This is a genomic window from Daejeonella sp. (assembly GCF_030695525.1).
Taxonomy (GTDB): Bacteria; Bacteroidota; Bacteroidia; order Sphingobacteriales; family Sphingobacteriaceae; genus Daejeonella.
In genome coordinates this window covers 31,850-48,290 of the sequence record NZ_JAUYSS010000056.1, presented here as the reverse complement: position 1 = coordinate 48,290, position 16,441 = coordinate 31,850, and the positions used below count along the sequence as shown (strand labels likewise).

Below are 16,441 nucleotides of genomic sequence, written 5' to 3'. Positions count from 1 at the left end.
TCCTCATTACCTCTGCCATGGCAGGTGCTTTTTATCTTGCCTATAATCTGACGTCTAAATATGTTGAAAATGAATTTGCTTCTCAGAAGATTGATGTGCTCGAAGAAACAGTGAAACCTTATAATGATTTCTTTCAAAATAAAATCCCTGAAATATCTTTTTATCAGGGTTATTTAGATTCTGCACAGACCTCCAAATATATAGATACTGTTTTCAGAAAATTTCAATTTGTTGAACGTGTAATATTTTATGATACTGAAATAAGTAATCATATAATTCCGCATGGCATCAGGCTGAAGAATTTTTCAATGGGGCCAAAGTCGGTATACCAGTTTGGCAGGGACATGCCCAAAGATTCGATTTTACTTTATGAAAGCATTCACCCTGACACCTTATTTATAATAAAAACCGGTGATGAGTTCAATAAAATGGCAATTAAGTTCAGTGGCTTTATTGAGTTAGCTGATACTGCTAAAGCATTGAGTGATGATGATCGATTTAATGTTTTTTATAGTATCAGGTCGAACAGGATCACTTTTATGAATATTCCAAGGCGTGAGGAAATAAAGATTTATAAGGATTTGATGTATCAAAAGAAGCCAAGTTCTCCAGTCTATGAAATGGATATGCTTACATTTTACTTAAATCCACTGAAGCTGGAGATAATTAATTCACATCCCCAGTTATATCAGCATATCAGTATTAAGCCCCTGGTTTACGAATCGCTTGATAATGATTCAGGTATTATGGAGAATGACCTTCCCTTATCCGGTCCCTTTTCAGATTATAAATTATACTTCAGTTCAGGTAAGGATTTTTTAAGAAAGGAAGTAAATTCCCGTTTCATGCCTATCGCTGCAGGCTTATTTATCATCTATTTTGTTCTGGTGCTTATTGGTTATCTGATCTTCAGAAACCTGAATATTAACAGTAAGCTATTTAAACTGCAATATGATTTTATAAATAACCTAACTCATGAATTTAAAACTCCTGTTAGCGTTATAAAAATTGCAGGAAATAATATCAGGAGTTCTTCCAATCTGTCAGATCGTGAACGCCTGCATTATGGTAAGATTCTTGATGAAGAAGCAGATAAACTTAATGATCTGATGAACAGATTATTGTCTTTTGCCCAGATCGAGAATAAGGCGATCAAATTGAAGCCCGAGAGTATTAATCTCGAAATATTCTGCCAGAATATGGTTGATAGCTATCAGTTAAAGTATCCGGGTTTCGATATAGAATGTGAGATTGATGGCCTTGTGTATTTTAATTCTGATCCTGTACTTTTGGGAAGTATCTTTCAGAATCTGATTGATAATGCCTATAAGTACTCTAATCCTGACAAGAGAATAGTAAGAATCAATATTCAAAAGGTCAGAAATCGGATTATTTTTATATTTACAGATCAGGGGATTGGAATTCCGGAAAAAGATATCAAGAATATCTTTAAGAAGTTTTACAGGGTACAAAATCAATATAATCAGCAAGGGAGTGTTGGTTTAGGTTTGGCATTCTGTGCAGAACTGATTAAATTTATGAACGGAACAATTACTGTAAAAAGTATAGAAGGGAAGGGGACAGAGTTTAGAATTGAATTGCCTTACGAAATATAAACATGGGAAAAGAAATCAAGGTTGCAGTTATTGAAGATGATGAGAATCTTCGGTTTTTGGTTGTACATCGTCTTCAAACCGAAGGATATAAAGTTGTGGAAGCTGCTGACGGCCAAATTGCAGAAGAACTGATAATGAATGAGCAGCCTGATATTGTTCTGCTAGACTGGATGTTGCCATCGAAACAGGGCTCAGAAGTCTGTCAGAATGTGCGTAAACTTGGGTTTGATAATCTGATTATTATGATGACTGCTAAGGCACAGGATATTGATAAAATTGATGCTTATAATTTTGGCGTTTCTGATTATGTGACCAAGCCTTTTAATATGGATGTACTTGTTGCATTGATTGAAAACAAGGTTAAGTTTTTCATCAATAATGAGAAGACAGAAATATATAAATTCGGAAACATGGAGCATCATCCAAATACACATTCCCTGATGCGCGAGGGCAAGAAAATTGAACTTACCATACTTGAGAACAGGATTCTTCTTTATTTTTTAAAAAATGCAAATACCGTTATCAACCGTGATGAGCTAATGATGGTGGTTTGGGGCTATAATTCTGATGTCAATACACGAACGCTTGATATGCATATCGTTCGTTTACGGAAAAAGATAGAGAGCAATCCCGACAGGCCACATTTTATGCAAACTGTCCGTGGAGTGGGGTATAAGTTTATAATTGAATAAATTTTTCGGTATGACTACATGAAGAAATTATAATTTCTTCAGCATTTTTTCAAACCGCTCTCTCCATTCTAAGGTCAGTTCTTTTAGATCAACCAGCCGCTGAAGCCATTCTTTATTTTCAGGGTCATGATATCTTACAAAATTGACATCCATTACTGAGATTTTTTCGGGATGTGAGCTAATATGGATCAGCTTGTCTGTCTTTTTTACCAGCCCTGGTTTAATTGTCCTGAAGTAGTATCCTGTAAGCCCGCTTTGCTGTAAATGAACCGGGAACTGCTTGTAATTATACCTGATTCCGATCATATAACAAGGGCCGCGGGGTTCTGAAACTTCCACAATTGCATCACCCAATTGATATCGGTCACCGATAAATATGTGATCTTCATTTGCGTTTGCCCCAGTTAATGTCAGGTTTTCTCCAAAAGCGGCAGATTCTAGATTAAAACCAAGTTCTGTCTTCCATTTTTTAAAATGATCTGAATTATAACAGCATACTGCTTTATCATTTCCACCATGATGTTTTGTATCGACGATGATATCACCAGCAAAACCAGTCATACCCAATTCTATAGTATGAGCTGAAATGGCTTGCTTTCGGTATGCCGAATGAGCTTTCTGATGGTCCGAAACTAATAATTCGGCATGGCCAAGGACATTGATCGATAAAATATGGATATCTTTCATAAGCTAATTGAGCCACAAAGAAGTAGCATCAAAAATTGCAGGATCATAGTTCCATCCAAATACAGGAAGTAATAATATTCATTTTTCTTCCAGTTGGACTTGAAAATTAACCAACCTGTTAGGATAATTGTTAGTGTTAATCCGAAAAAATGGCTGTCGAATTGATCTGTGAAAAGAAACAGTAAAATTAGATAGGTTCCGAGCAATCCCTGGCAGATTAGCCATGCCCATCTTTCCCCAAATAGTACAGGTATGGTTTTCAATTCATAAAACCTGTCCTGATAAAGATCACGAATGTCGAAGGGTACCGTTATCGCTGCAATAAAAAGGAAGCGTTTAGCGATTAATAACATGGTATCATTCAGTGTGACGGTAATCGTCCGGTTATTTTCCATTTCAAGGATCGGCAGTAAAACACAACTCAAGGCCCAGACCAATGCAATAAGGAATAATTTGATACCTGGTATATTTCTCAATCCGAATTTTTTATCCTGGAAGGTAAATACCGGAAGATTATAAAATACAGATATCAGCGCAAGGGAAATCAGCAAAATTTTGGACGAAGTACTCAGAAACAAACTCAGGGGGATTATTGAGAAGACTGAAATAATGCTGATTGTGATCATCAGCCGATAATGGGAAAATATCCATCGGACTCTCGCTGAGGTTGAATTTTCAGGTTTTTTGGGTTTGGATAGAACGATGCTGAAATTATATAGGGCTAATGTTGAAGTGAAAAGAAGTCCTAAAACATACATATCGGCTTTGACTTTCAAAAGTTGATAAGTCACCAAACCCTGTGCAACCGCACAAAGAGCAATAAAAATATTGCTGAACAATAGAAAATCGATGATCTGCCTAAGGTATTTGTTCATAGATAGAACCCGGATCTGTTCAGGAATCGCCCCGGCGTAACTCAAAGATCGTAATTTCAGGTAGAATTCCAACCCGCCCCGGATAACCTAAAAAGCCATATCCCACATTCACATAAAGTTGCTGTAATCCTTCTTTATAGAGCCCTGCCCACTCTTTATAAACATATTGTGAAGGGCTCCACTGAAATTTTTCAGTTACAAGGCCAAACTGCATACCATGTGTATGGCCACTGAACATCGCATCAATCTGAGGATATTCCGGCAAAACCTGCGCCCTCCAGTGAGAGGGATCGTGGGATAATAATAGCTTTACCGGAGCATCATCTGTATCTTTTAACGCAAGATCCAGACGACCATACTTTGCAAAACGACCAACTCCCCAATTTTCTATACCTAAGATGGCAATTTCATCGCCATCAATCTTCAATTTCCGATTTTCATTAAGAAGAAGGTTCCAGCCCATATTCTTATGGGTCTGCTTAATATCTGCCAAATTCTTAACTTTTGCGGCTGAACTTCCCTGACCATAGTGATAATCGCCGTAATCATGATTTCCGAGTACAGAAAAAACACCCAGTGGGGCCTTCACTTTGGAGAAAATATCCTGGTATTCATACATTTCTGAGGCTATATTATTCACCAGATCCCCGGTAAAAAATACCAAGTCAGGCTTTTCTTTAAGGATCATATCAACGCCACCAATTACTGCCTTGCGATCATAGAAGCTCCCGGAGTGAATATCTGAAAGCTGTCCGAGTTTTATACCATCAAAGGCTTTAGGCAGGTTTTGCAGATAGAGTGTTTTGCGCTTTACACGATAATCATATGCACTTGAAACAACACCGTAGGTCAGGGATGCTAATGGAATTGCAGCAACCAGAGTTCCGGCTTTGATCAGGAATTCAGAACGGGGTATAACTCCGGTTTTATTTTGCTCCGTGCTTTCTTTTCTTTTTAGTTTCCTGCTAATCCAAATCATTGCCCTGCGCAAATCATCAGCGACAAGAAAAGGCAGAATAAATATTTTGGAAACAAAAGTCAGAAAGAAAATAACCAGAATGACCGAACGAAGCAGGAATTTAATATTGAAAAATATACTTATAAAAACTCCGGTAATCAGCAGAAAAGTATATCCCCACCAGATATAGGTGAATGAAAGATGCTTTTGTCCTTTCCATTTCCAGCTGACGGATCGGATTGCCCGGTAGATATAAATATCAATAAGAATCAGCAGGATACTAATGATTATTAATCCTAAAATGCGGTTAGCCATTATTTCTTTTTAGCTTTCAGAACAAGATTTAAAATTGATCCCGGTCTTCGTTATATTCATCATCATCCTCAAACTCGGTATTGAAAAGGCTGTTAAACATATCATTAAAGCCAAAACCTTTATCCAGGAAGGATTTATTAATCAATGAAAATTCAGACAGACCATGCAATAAGAACTCCATTAAAAGAATCTGCTGGTTTTTACTTAGAGTCTTATGGAATTGTTTTATTACAGTTTTGAGTCCGGGTACTGATTCCAAAGCTGAAATATATTCTTCGAGTGACAGGTCATCAACCAGACTAATCGTATTACCTGTCGCAAACCAGTTAATAATATCTGCATATGGGTTTGTTGCTTTTGCTTTCTTTAGTTTCTCTGGATCTGGAAAGTAATTGAGCATCAGGGTCTTAATAGCCTTTCCAAGGAGTATGTTTGCAACTTTTCCCGGGCCTTCCAGTTCACCTTCATAAACAAGTTCGATCTTACCTGTGATTGCAGGAATTACGCCGAGAAAATCAGAGATCCGTACAAAAGTGTTGTTTTCACCATTAATCAGCATTCTCCGTTCAGCATTACTGATCAGATTCTCGTATGCTGAGATGGTCAGACGGGCTGAAACTCCCGATTTTTTATCAATATATTCTGATTCACGAGCTTCAAAAGCAATCTGCTCAACAAGATCTTTTACTAATCCGTCAGCCTCGATAGTGTTTCTTTGAGAAGGGGATATCCGGGCTTCCTGCTGTGTAATCTTTCGGGAAATCTCAATGCTTTTTGGGTAATGTGTTAAAATCTGACTTTCAATCCTGTCTTTTAGAGGGGTTACAATTGCCCCACGATTGGTATAGTCTTCCGGATTAGCAGTAAATACAAACTGAATATCCAATGGCAGACGTAGTTTAAACCCCCTAATCTGTATATCTTTTTCCTGCAAAATATTGAATAGGGCAACCTGAATCCGGGCCTGCAGATCGGGGAGTTCATTGATTACAAAAATACCACGGTGTGCACGCGGGATTAATCCGAAATGGATTACCCGTTCATCTGAATAGGTTAATTTTAATGTCGCTGCTTTAATGGGATCTACATCTCCGATAAGATCGGCAACTGTAACATCCGGGGTAGCCAGCTTCTCAGTATATCGATCCGAACGGTGCAGCCAGGCGATCGGTGTAGTTTCACCTTTAATTTCAAGGGTATGATGCCCAAACCATGAAATTGGATTTAATGGGTCTTCAAATAGTTCAGAACCTTCAATGTAGGGAACATATTCATCGAGAAGGTTAATCATCAAACGGGCAATTCGCGTTTTTGCCTGCCCTCGCAAGCCTAAGAGCAGAATGTTATGCTGAGATAAAATGGCAGTCTGCAGGTCTGGAATAACGGTATCTTCATATCCAATAATCCCTTCTAAAACTGTGTTTTTGTTCTTTAGTTCGCGGATGAGATTTTCACGAAGTTCTTCCTTTACTGAGCGGGAAACATAACCCGAATCTTTTAGTGCTTTCAGTGTTTTAATATGCAGCATATATCTGTCTAATTTCTATCTAATCGTTCTTCTTCTGTTCTTTATATAATCCTCAAAAATGTATTCCCCAAGTCCTTTTAGTGAACTGTAAAATGCTTTGCCTCCGTTTATCTCGGTAAATTGCCTGACAAATTGTTGAAGGTATGGATCTCTGGCAATCATAAATGTGGTTATCGGTATTCCAAGCCGTTTACACTGTGCGGCCATTCCGAGGGTTTTATTAACTACCTTTCTATCCAGGCCGATACTGTTTTTGTAGTACTTGGTACCCTCCTTTAAACAGGTAGGCTTCCCGTCAGTGATCATAAAGATCTGTTTGTTATGGGTTTTTCGCCTTCTGAGCATGTCTACCGCAAGTTCCAAACCGGCATAAGTATTGGTATGGTATGGTCCTACCTGAAGATAGGGAAGTTCTTTTAAGGTAATGGGCCAGGCATCATTTCCAAATACAACGATATCAAGGGTATCTTTCGGATATTTAGTTCTAATTAACTCGGCGAGAGCCATTGCTACTTTTTTTGCAGGTGTGATGCGATCTTCCCCATAGAGTATCATGGAATGAGAAATATCGATCATGAGCACTGTCGAAGTAATGGTTTTGTAGTCCTTTTCTTCAACTTCCAGATCTCTTTCGGTCATTGAGAAATCGCCAATGCCATGACTAACCTGAGCATTGTGGATAGATGCAGTCATGTCGATCTGATCCAGACTGTCGCCAAACTGATATTCTCTACGATCTGCGTTTTTCTCTTCTCCGAGACCTGAAATATTGGTATTATGACCGCCTCTCCCGGATTTTTTAAGCTTCCCAAAGATCTCTTCCAGTGCCGATTGCCTGATACTTTGTTCGGTTTTTGAAGTGATTTTAAAACCTTTGGGATTTTGATCATCATCTCCCAGATACCCTTTCTTTTTCAGATCTTCAATGAAATCACCCATGCCATAATCATCGCTGGTAAGTTTATATTGCTTATCCAACTCATTCATCCAGTCTAAAGCCTCATTCGCATCCCCGGAGGTATAATTCAGCAGCTCAAGAAATAACTTCAAAAGCTCTTCGAAACCTCCTTTGGGAAGTTCATTTGGAATAAATTTCGAGAATGCATGTCCCCGCATGATTTGATTTTAAATGATTTACGAAAAAACGAAGTTAAAGGTTTATGAATCTAAATATGTTATCGACATGTCAAATAAAGGGAAGGCCTGATTATTTAATATTCTTACTTTTAGTTATGAAGAAAATTATGATCATGTTCCTGCTTTTTATAGGGGCTATGCGGGCGTCAGCTCAGAATGATGATAAGATTTTAATCCTTAATCTGCTTGAGGATCAGCGGCAGGCATGGAACAAGGGAAATATAATGGAATTTATGCAGGGGTATTTGAAATCTGATTCATTGCTCTTTGTTGGTAAAAACGGACCGAAATATGGCTGGGATACTACACTCACGAATTACAAAAAAAGTTATCCTGATCAGAAGGCAATGGGCTTTTTAAGTTTTGACATTAAAGAAGTTAGATTGATTTCTGCTGATCATGCATTTGTATCAGGTGCCTGGCATTTAAAGCGTGAAAAGGACGAACTAAAGGGTTTTTTTACTCTTATTTTAAAGAAAATTAATGGTGAATGGAAGGTAATTGCCGATCATTCGAGCTAGGGTAGATTCTGTGCCATTCAAGGACCTTAGCTTACTTTGGTTCCCCTTTTGCCAATGCCCTTTCAGCCCGCTTAATAGCTAATTTTTCTCTGAATTGTGCATAAGTTGATTTCAATATCATTTTTAAAATGCTGTCGATTCCTCCTCTGGTCACAACACTGTACAGGCTCTCTGCTTTTTGAAGAAAAGATTCATCCCAGGCTCTCAGACTTAATGAAAACGAACCTTCCAGATATTTCATCCAATGCCACATTGACCCGGGCATGAACAATGTATCTCCATGCTCCAGAAAAAGTTCATATCCTTCAACACCTTTAAGGGCCGGAAATTTTTCAAAATCCGGGTTAAGCACATCATAATCTTCAAGAGCATAGGTTGCGTTCGGGATGCAATATAAACGACGTTTCCATTTATAATCGAAGAGAATGATCTGTTTCCGTCCTCCGAAATGAGTGTGGAATAAATGGGGTTTGTCTATGTCATAATGCAGAAATGTGACAGAATTACTTCCTCCAAAAAACATTGCCGGCATGCTCTCAATAAAACCTCCCATTAATTCCCTTGGTAATTTTATATCGTTCAAAAGTTCGGGAACATGCTTAAAAATATTGAATAGAAATATACGGAGTTCAGTAGGTTCAGAACGTATCAGGTCCAGATAATCAGCCATTTTCATTTTGGCTGCAGCTGAGTTTATTGGTTTTGAAGGATCTGCCTTAGAGTTATCGTAAAGCGGGACATTTAGTTCTCCGGCTACCTCCTTAAAATAATCAATTGTCCATTTTTCCCTTGCAGGCCAAGTTTTTGTAAGACCTTTAATAACGAGTGGTTTACGCGGAATCAAATAATCAGATCTGAAATCTTCCGGTGTGATGGTTTCGACAGTATCAACCGGTCTTAATATAAAACCCATATCAGGAATAGATATTTTCTAAAACAGAATATCGCTGTCTTTAATAAATACTTCTGCAAAAATAAATATTTCTTGATTTTGAAAAAAAAGAATTGAGTAAAGACTGCTGTATTCACACAATAGCCTTTGTCTTCAAATACTTATAACTCAAGTAACTTTGGCTTTTCTTACAATCTTTGAAAATAGTCCGGGTAGTAATCTTTTTAACAGAACGGCATATTTCTCTTTTCCGCCGATATAAACCTCTTCTTTTCCGGATTTTATCGCTTTTATGATCTCTACTGCACATTCATCAGCCGACATTCCATTTGCCTGGGCATCATCCATTGTGTTTTGCCTGGTTCCGTCTGCAGTTAATGCATTAATCGTAACATTGGTTTTAATAAATCCGGGGCAAATGATGCTGATTTTGATTTTTGGATCAATTTCTGAACGCAAGGAGTCGAAATAACCATGCAATGCATGCTTGGAAGCCGAATATGCCGAGCGGAATTTGGTGCCGAACTTTCCAACCAGACTACTGATAATTACAATATGCCCCGATTGATGAGATATCATCGATGGGATAAGCGCCTTAGTCAGGGCAACCGCACCCCAGAAATTGATATTCATGATTTTTTGAGCCACATCAATGCCCGTATCCATTGCAAGAGAACGCTGACTCACACCTCCAGAATGAATAATGATATCAACCCTTCCAAAAATATTAAGTGCTGCCTTTGCTTTATCTTCCAACTCAGGGGTATTTTCAAGATCTAGAGGAAGCACGTGTACGTCCAGTTGATTCTTCGTGCATTTGGTCTTTACAAGGTAAAGGCCTTCTGTACTTCTTGATGAAATGATCAGTTTGGCCCCGGCTTGATTCAGTTTATAGCAAAGAGCTTCACCAATTCCACTTGATGCGCCGGTAATCCAGACTATTTTATTCTTTACTTCCATAAAATTTAAACCTAATGTGTGCTAAGGAATAATTCTGAGGCAATATGGTCTGCGAAAAGTTTCCCTTCCCTTGTTAAGGTAACCAATTGTTCATTAAGTTTGATCCATTCTTTCCCGATAAAAGGTTCCAGGCCATTGTAAATTTCATTGGAATAGTCGGATCCGAATTTCTCAGAAATAGATTGCAGGTTCATGCCTTTGCTTGTACGCATGGAGGTCATTATATATTCATTGATCTTATTTTCGGTACTCAATAGTTCAGTCTCTGCAGGAATATTTTTTAATTGAATCTCATTGATGTATTTTGAATTATTCGAAATATTCCATTGTCTGCTTTCGCCATTAAAAGAATGAGCAGAAGGCCCGATACCAAGATAATTCACACCATCCCAGTAATTTGAATTATGCCGGGAATGCATGCCCGGTTTGGCAAAGTTTGAGATCTCATAATGCTCAAAACCAGCTTCTGACAAATAGTCAATAAGCATCAGGAACTGTGATGCACCCTGGCCTTCATCCATAATGGATTGTTTGCCTTTTTTGATGAATGCTGCCAATGCGGTTTTGGGTTCTACTGTGATGGAATAAGAAGATACATGAGGAACATGATTTTCTACCAGCTGTTGAATATTGAATTCCCATTTTTCATTACTCAGAAGCGGGAATCCGTAAATAAGGTCAGCAGTAATATTTTCAAAACCTGCATCCTGAACTCTTTTTATTGCACTTAGAGCTTCACTTGCCGTATGTGCACGGTTCATCCATCTCAAATCTTCCTCATAAAATGATTGCACCCCAACGCTGAAGCGATTGATAAGGGTATATTTTATTTCCCTGACAAACTGTGGATTCAGATCGTCGGGATTAGCTTCGAGAGTTATTTCTGCATTTGATGAGACTTCGAACTGATCGGTGATCTGACCAAGCAGGGTTTGCAATTCATCGGCACTTAGTAGCGAAGGAGTACCTCCACCAAAATAGATTGTTTCAATTTTTTCTTTACCCAGGTAGTTCTTTCGAAGGATGATTTCAGATCTCAATGCATTGAGCATCTGATCCTTGTACTGAGGAGAAGTACTGAAATGAAAATCGCAATAGTGACAGGCTTTTTTGCAGAAGGGGATATGAATATAGATTCCGGCCATTGTACAAATCTACAACAATAGTGTAATCCTTTGTTTTTATGAATCCCTATTTAAAAAATACTTAATCTGCCCCTACAATGTTTCTTTCTGCCAGTTTTTCCCTTCTGTATTTGGCCATATTGATCATGAAAACACTGCCCAGGATAATAATCAGTCCGATTATTTGTATAGAGGAGATATTCTCATTGGCAAAAAATACTCCCAAAAGAACCGCCACAACGGGGTTAACATAGGCATATGTACTGACCTGCATTGCAGGTCTTTCCTTTAATAACCATACATAAGCACTGAAACCCACAATGGAACCCATCACAACAAGGTATAACACAGACAGCCAGGCATCCCCCGATACTGCCTTCCATTGAAAGCCATGAAATTCATCACGAATTAAAATCCCAGGGAGGAAAGCTATTCCTGCAGCTATCATCTGCCAGGTGCTTGTTACGATGATTGGGTCTTCTGAAGATTTGTATTTAGAGTAGAGTGATCCCCCTGCCCAGGTTATTGCTGCCAGAACCAGCAGAACCATACTGCTCAGTTTTACAGATTCGTTCCCCTGAAGGGACAGAACCTCAGAAACCTGTTCGCTAAAAAGTAAGATCACGCCGGCAAGCCCGATCAGAAGGCCTGCAATGATTGATTTGCTTCTTAAGTTTTCAGACCATTTTGGTTTGTCGAGTAATACAAACCATAATGGAGCTGATGACACCATGATAGCGACCATTCCACTTGGCATACTTCTTTCAACCCAAATGATTATTCCGTTTCCGCAAAAAAGCAATAATATTCCACTGATAGCAGCATGTTTTATTCCTTTTGCTGCAAAGATATTCTCACCCTTATAGAAGCACCAGGCCGCCATCAGCACTCCGGCAATGATAAATCGCAAGGCTCCTAAAATAAAGGGGGGGAAATCCTTAACAGCAATCTGAATAAAAAAGTAAGTTGAACCCCAAACAATATAAACTATTGCAAATGCAAGGACAATCATTAATAGAGATGCGGGTTTATTAGTAGAACTAGGCATGTTTATTTACAGGGATAACCAAGTGCTGCTGTTCTTTGACCGTTTCAAGAACAATAGTTGTTCGGGTAGATAGAATATTAGGGATTTTGCCGATTGAGTTTCTCATTATCTCCATAAGGGTGGCTGAATCAATAGTGCGAACTTTCACCAGATAACAATCATCGCCCGCAACATGATGAACTTCTTGTACTTCAGGTATTGCGGCAAGTGCAGAGGCCGTGTCATTACATGCAATCCCATCAGAGGCTTTGATAAAAACGTAGGCAAGTAAGTTTTGATGTAAAGCCGAAGGATTTAAACGGGTGGTATATTGAAGAATTGTTTTTTTTTGCTCCAGTTTTTTCACTCTTTCCAGCACAGCAGATGGAGCCATGTTCAATTCCCTTGCGATATCAGCATTTGAGATCCGGGCATTTTCCTGTAACATGACAAGGATTTCCTGGTCTATCTGATCCAATTGATGTGCTTTTTGTTGCATTATTCGGCAAAATTATTTTATTCGGAATAAAATTCAAAATATTTAACACTTAAATGAATAAAATTCTGTTTTTTGTTAAAAAACTCATTGCTATGAAATTTTCAGAATTAGATTCTGACGGGTTACTGTTCAGAGAAACAGGTTCTTTAACCTTAATCTGAAAGATATTTAGGAAACGAACATAAAAAAGTGGAAATTTGAGATACTGGAAAATATTTGATGGTGTAATTAATGGGGATGATTAAACATTTATACAGTATTCTTTTTATATTATTTTTGATTAACTCATTTGCTTTCGCTCAAACGGACAGTCTCAGACTAAATTCCATTACCCCAGTTTATCAGAAGTATGATTCGGCTGGCCGGGCAGCAAGGGTTGCCTATAGAGATTCTATAAAGGCTATAAGGGATTCATTGTCGCTTGTCTGGATTAAAGCACCTGATCCAGGTCGCACCAATCCATTTCTGGACAGTCTCATCAATCTGTATAAGGTAGAGAATTTGGATTTTTCTTCATGGGCAGCAAAATTTCCGAAGAAGAATAATCACGATAATGAAGGAATACTTAAACCACGAGGGGAAACATGGATTATAATTGTTATTTTTTTTCTGGTAATATTTTTTTCGTTCATCAGGTTTTTCTTTCCCGCAGAGTTGAACAGTATAATTATGGCCTTTTACAGTAATCAGATTCTAACCAGAATCAACAAAGAAGATAGTCTGTTTAATTCCTGGCCATTCGTTTTTTTCTATTTGCTATTTGGACTTATTATTGGCCTTTATTTGTATTTGTCAGGAAAGTATATGCAATTAAGTTATCCATTTGATGGCTTTGAACTTTTCCTGCTTCTTAGTGTCCTTGTCATTGGACTGTTCACTTTTAAAATAATAATACTTCGGATAGTGGGATTTTTATTTGATGCCAAGAGACTTGTAAGAGAGTATGTATCAGTATTATACCTTAGCTATTTCAATGCCGCAATTTTATTTCTGCCTATAGTTATTGCCTTTAGTCTCACTTCCAGTCGTTATGCAGGAATTTTCAGTTATATTGGGATTGTAATGCTTTTCGGAATTTTCGTTGTTCAATTTCTCAGAGCAGGGTCAAATATTTTATCAAATTACAAGTTTCCAAAAGTTTATTTAATTATTTACCTTTGTGCCCTCGAATTTTGTCCTTTAATTATCCTTTTTAAAGCACTCGGGTATTAGCCTTTTTAAGATATATGCAAGTAAGTCCAATTGAAAAACCAAGGAAAGTGAAGAGTATCCTCGTTACTTTGCCAAAACCAGATACGGATAAGTCGCCTTATTTTGATTTAGCAAAAAAATATAATCTGAAAATCGATTTCAGATCTTTTATCCATGTAGAGGGTGTTCCTGCAAAAGAATTTCGCAAGGAGAAAATAAATTTAGCTGATTTTACCGCAGTAATATTCACCAGTAGGAATGCAGTCGACCATTTTTATAGGATATGTGAAGAAATGCGATATGATGTTCCTTCAGATATGAAGTACTTTTGTATATCGGAAACAATTGCCCTCTATCTCCAGAAATATATACAATACAGAAAGCGAAAAATATTCTTTGGAAAGCAGACTGCGGCCGATCTTGCAGAACTTTTGAAAAAGCATATATCCGAGAAGTTTTTATATCCCTGTTCTGATGTGGCAGCCGAAGAAACTCAGAAATTCCTTTCCGCAAATGGCTATGATTTTAAGCCTGCAGTTTTATTTCATACAGTATGCAGTGACCTTTCTGACCTTGCAGAGGTTTTTTATGATGTTATTGCATTTTTTAGTCCGAGCAGCATTCATTCCCTTTTCATTAACTTCCCTGATTTTAAACAGAATTATACCCGTATTGCTGCCTTTGGGGTTAGTACTCATAAGGCCGTTCTTGAGCATGAACTGGTTCTTAATATCCCCGCACCTACTCCGGAAGCTCCCAGTATGACAATGGCATTGGAGCAGTACATTAAGCAAGTCAATAAGTAAACTTTGACAAATAGGAAATATTTTTTTTTAAATAGTTAAACCTTGACCTTAATTTACACGTATTAGTAAAATATCTTAGATATATAAATATCTGGCGATATTTTTGCATGTTAATTAGTCCTGATTTTTTTATAATTTAAATATGAAATGTTGAATTTCAACGCAGATAGATTAGTTTTGTCGTATATATTATATCCTTTTTTATTATATTCGAAATTATTTTGTTGAGCAATGTAAACTGGAATCATATAAAATGAGAAAAATATACTTTATCGTTCTTGCAGCTATTAGTGTTTTAAGCGTTAGCTGTGGTAAAGGTGGTACAAATGGTGAGTTGATTGGAGTTGCAACTAAAAAGTTTAAAAACAATCAGGTGCCCTACGGTATGGTTTACATCCCCGCCGGAACTTTTATTATGGGTCAAACCGACCAGGATATTACTTTTGCTCAGATATCTCAGAATAAACAGGTAACTGTTCAGGCATTTTACATGGATGAAACAGAGATTACCAATAGTGAATACCGTCAGTTTGTGAATTGGGTGCGCGATTCTATCGCAATATCTGATTATTTGCAGGATGAGCAGTATTATATCAAGCCTAAAGGACAGGTAGATCCTAATGATGCCGGTAAAAAATACATCAACTGGAAAAAGGTAGGAAATGGCAGTGCCATATGGGGAGGGAAAAAAGGATCAGCTGCAAATCGCCCTAAATTGCAAGCCATGTATTATCAGGGTGAAGATAGGGTATTCGACCGTAATGAAATTGATGTTAGGTTGCTGAAATATAATTTCGCGGTAATGAAGTTAAGGGAAGCAGCAAATAATCGTAATAATAAAGAAGCAAAACGTTCTGATTTTATACTTAGGGATACAGTTGGTGTATACCCTGATACTCTGGTATGGCTATCTGACTTTGCCTACGCTCAGAATGAGCCTATGGTTAAGGGATATTTCTCACATCCGGCTTTCTCAAATTATCCTGTAGTTGGTGTAAACTGGCGTCAGGCTCGTGCCTTTACAGTTTGGAGAACCCGTTTCAACGAAGCCTATAAAGATAGTCGCCGCCTTCCTAAGCGTGCAGATTATGATCTTCCAACCGAAGCAGAGTTTGAGTATGCTGCACGTGGTGGTCGGGTTGGGACCAGTTATCCTTGGGGAGGCCCATATATCAGGAATGCAAAAGGCTGTCTGATGGCCAATTTCAAACCAGGAAGAGGTAATTACATTGATGATGGTGGGCCATTTACAGTAAATGTAAAGGCTTATTATCCAAATGATTATGGATTGTATAATATGGCAGGGAACGTTTCTGAATGGACTTCTTCGGCATTTGATGAATCCTCATCTACCTTCACCCATGATATGAACCCTACCTTCAGTTATGAGGCCCGCCCGGAGGATCCAGAAGTTATGAAGCGGAAGGTTGTTCGTGGGGGATCCTGGAAAGATATAGGTTATTTCCTTCAAAATTCAGCTAGCACATTTGAATATCAGGATACTGCAAAATCATACATTGGTTTTCGTTGCATAACCAAGTATCAGGGTCGGGATATTAAAGACAGGCTCTAAATTTAAATTACAATCCTCTCTAATATTAAAAAGCGTACAT

Annotated in this window: 16 protein-coding genes; 6 read left to right on the top strand and 10 right to left on the bottom strand. The window is 38.0% G+C overall.

Annotated elements, in window-relative coordinates:
- Positions 1-17 precede the first annotated feature (17 nt).
- Both Q8S11_RS13145 and Q8S11_RS13140 read left to right on the top strand, forming a co-directional pair.
- Positions 18-1,616, top strand: a complete 1,599-nt coding sequence (locus tag Q8S11_RS13145) for a sensor histidine kinase KdpD (RefSeq protein ID WP_305662571.1) — start codon at positions 18-20, stop codon at positions 1,614-1,616.
- 2 nt (positions 1,617-1,618) lie between these two features.
- Positions 1,619-2,308, top strand: a complete 690-nt coding sequence (locus Q8S11_RS13140) for a response regulator transcription factor (protein WP_305662570.1) — start codon at positions 1,619-1,621, stop codon at positions 2,306-2,308.
- A gap of 27 nt (positions 2,309-2,335) precedes the next feature.
- On the opposite strand, the gene Q8S11_RS13135 is transcribed toward Q8S11_RS13140, so the two are convergent.
- From Q8S11_RS13135 to Q8S11_RS13115, 5 genes are read right to left on the bottom strand one after another with little or no spacing between them, the layout of a single operon-like run.
- Entirely contained in the window at positions 2,336-2,995 is a 660-nt protein-coding gene (locus tag Q8S11_RS13135; protein WP_305662569.1) for an MOSC domain-containing protein, read from the bottom strand.
- Positions 2,992-3,870, bottom strand: coding sequence for a hypothetical protein (locus Q8S11_RS13130; protein WP_305662568.1), 879 nt, complete (start codon positions 3,868-3,870; stop codon positions 2,992-2,994). The genes Q8S11_RS13135 and Q8S11_RS13130 overlap by 4 nt, the downstream gene beginning before the upstream one ends.
- A gap of 19 nt (positions 3,871-3,889) precedes the next feature.
- Positions 3,890-5,143, bottom strand: a complete 1,254-nt coding sequence (locus tag Q8S11_RS13125) for a metallophosphoesterase (RefSeq protein WP_305662567.1) — start codon at positions 5,141-5,143, stop codon at positions 3,890-3,892.
- Positions 5,144-5,171: 28 nt separating this feature from the next.
- Positions 5,172-6,671, bottom strand: a complete 1,500-nt coding sequence (locus tag Q8S11_RS13120; RefSeq protein ID WP_305662566.1) for a sigma 54-interacting transcriptional regulator — start codon at positions 6,669-6,671, stop codon at positions 5,172-5,174.
- 15 nt (positions 6,672-6,686) lie between these two features.
- A complete protein-coding gene (locus Q8S11_RS13115; protein WP_305662565.1) occupies positions 6,687-7,787 on the bottom strand; it encodes a VWA domain-containing protein in 1,101 nt (366 codons plus the stop codon).
- 116 nt (positions 7,788-7,903) lie between these two features.
- Here Q8S11_RS13115 and Q8S11_RS13110 point away from each other — a divergent pair, with 116 nt between their 5' ends.
- Positions 7,904-8,329 (top strand): DUF4440 domain-containing protein, encoded by a 426-nt coding sequence (locus Q8S11_RS13110; RefSeq protein WP_305662564.1) that lies wholly within the window; start codon positions 7,904-7,906, stop codon positions 8,327-8,329.
- 31 nt (positions 8,330-8,360) lie between these two features.
- On the opposite strand, the gene Q8S11_RS13105 is transcribed toward Q8S11_RS13110, so the two are convergent.
- The 5 genes from Q8S11_RS13105 to Q8S11_RS13085 all read right to left on the bottom strand — a co-directional run bounded on the left by Q8S11_RS13105 (position 8,361) and on the right by Q8S11_RS13085 (position 12,831).
- Positions 8,361-9,242, bottom strand: a complete 882-nt coding sequence (locus Q8S11_RS13105; RefSeq protein ID WP_305662563.1) for a cupin-like domain-containing protein — start codon at positions 9,240-9,242, stop codon at positions 8,361-8,363.
- A gap of 147 nt (positions 9,243-9,389) precedes the next feature.
- On the bottom strand, positions 9,390-10,181 hold the full coding sequence (locus Q8S11_RS13100; protein ID WP_305662562.1) for an SDR family oxidoreductase: 792 nt from the start codon (positions 10,179-10,181) through the stop codon (positions 9,390-9,392).
- Positions 10,182-10,192: 11 nt separating this feature from the next.
- The gene (gene hemW / locus Q8S11_RS13095; RefSeq protein WP_305662561.1) at positions 10,193-11,326 is read right to left on the bottom strand and encodes a radical SAM family heme chaperone HemW; all 1,134 of its coding nucleotides are present in this window, start codon (positions 11,324-11,326) and stop codon (positions 10,193-10,195) included.
- A gap of 61 nt (positions 11,327-11,387) precedes the next feature.
- Complete coding sequence (locus tag Q8S11_RS13090) at positions 11,388-12,353, bottom strand: EamA family transporter (protein ID WP_305662560.1); 966 nt, start codon at positions 12,351-12,353, stop codon at positions 11,388-11,390.
- Complete coding sequence (locus tag Q8S11_RS13085) at positions 12,346-12,831, bottom strand: Lrp/AsnC family transcriptional regulator (protein WP_305662559.1); 486 nt, start codon at positions 12,829-12,831, stop codon at positions 12,346-12,348. Before Q8S11_RS13085 ends, Q8S11_RS13090 begins: the two co-directional genes overlap by 8 nt.
- A 237-nt stretch (positions 12,832-13,068) precedes the next feature.
- Here Q8S11_RS13085 and Q8S11_RS13080 point away from each other — a divergent pair, with 237 nt between their 5' ends.
- The 3 genes from Q8S11_RS13080 to Q8S11_RS13070 all read left to right on the top strand — a co-directional run bounded on the left by Q8S11_RS13080 (position 13,069) and on the right by Q8S11_RS13070 (position 16,401).
- A complete protein-coding gene (locus tag Q8S11_RS13080; protein WP_305662558.1) occupies positions 13,069-14,043 on the top strand; it encodes a DUF4271 domain-containing protein in 975 nt (324 codons plus the stop codon).
- A gap of 14 nt (positions 14,044-14,057) precedes the next feature.
- Positions 14,058-14,828: a uroporphyrinogen-III synthase gene (locus Q8S11_RS13075; RefSeq protein WP_305662557.1), complete on the top strand. Its 771-nt coding sequence runs from the start codon at positions 14,058-14,060 to the stop codon at positions 14,826-14,828.
- Positions 14,829-15,081: 253 nt separating this feature from the next.
- On the top strand, positions 15,082-16,401 hold the full coding sequence (locus tag Q8S11_RS13070) for an SUMF1/EgtB/PvdO family nonheme iron enzyme (protein ID WP_305662556.1): 1,320 nt from the start codon (positions 15,082-15,084) through the stop codon (positions 16,399-16,401).
- Positions 16,402-16,441: the final 40 nt, after the last annotated feature.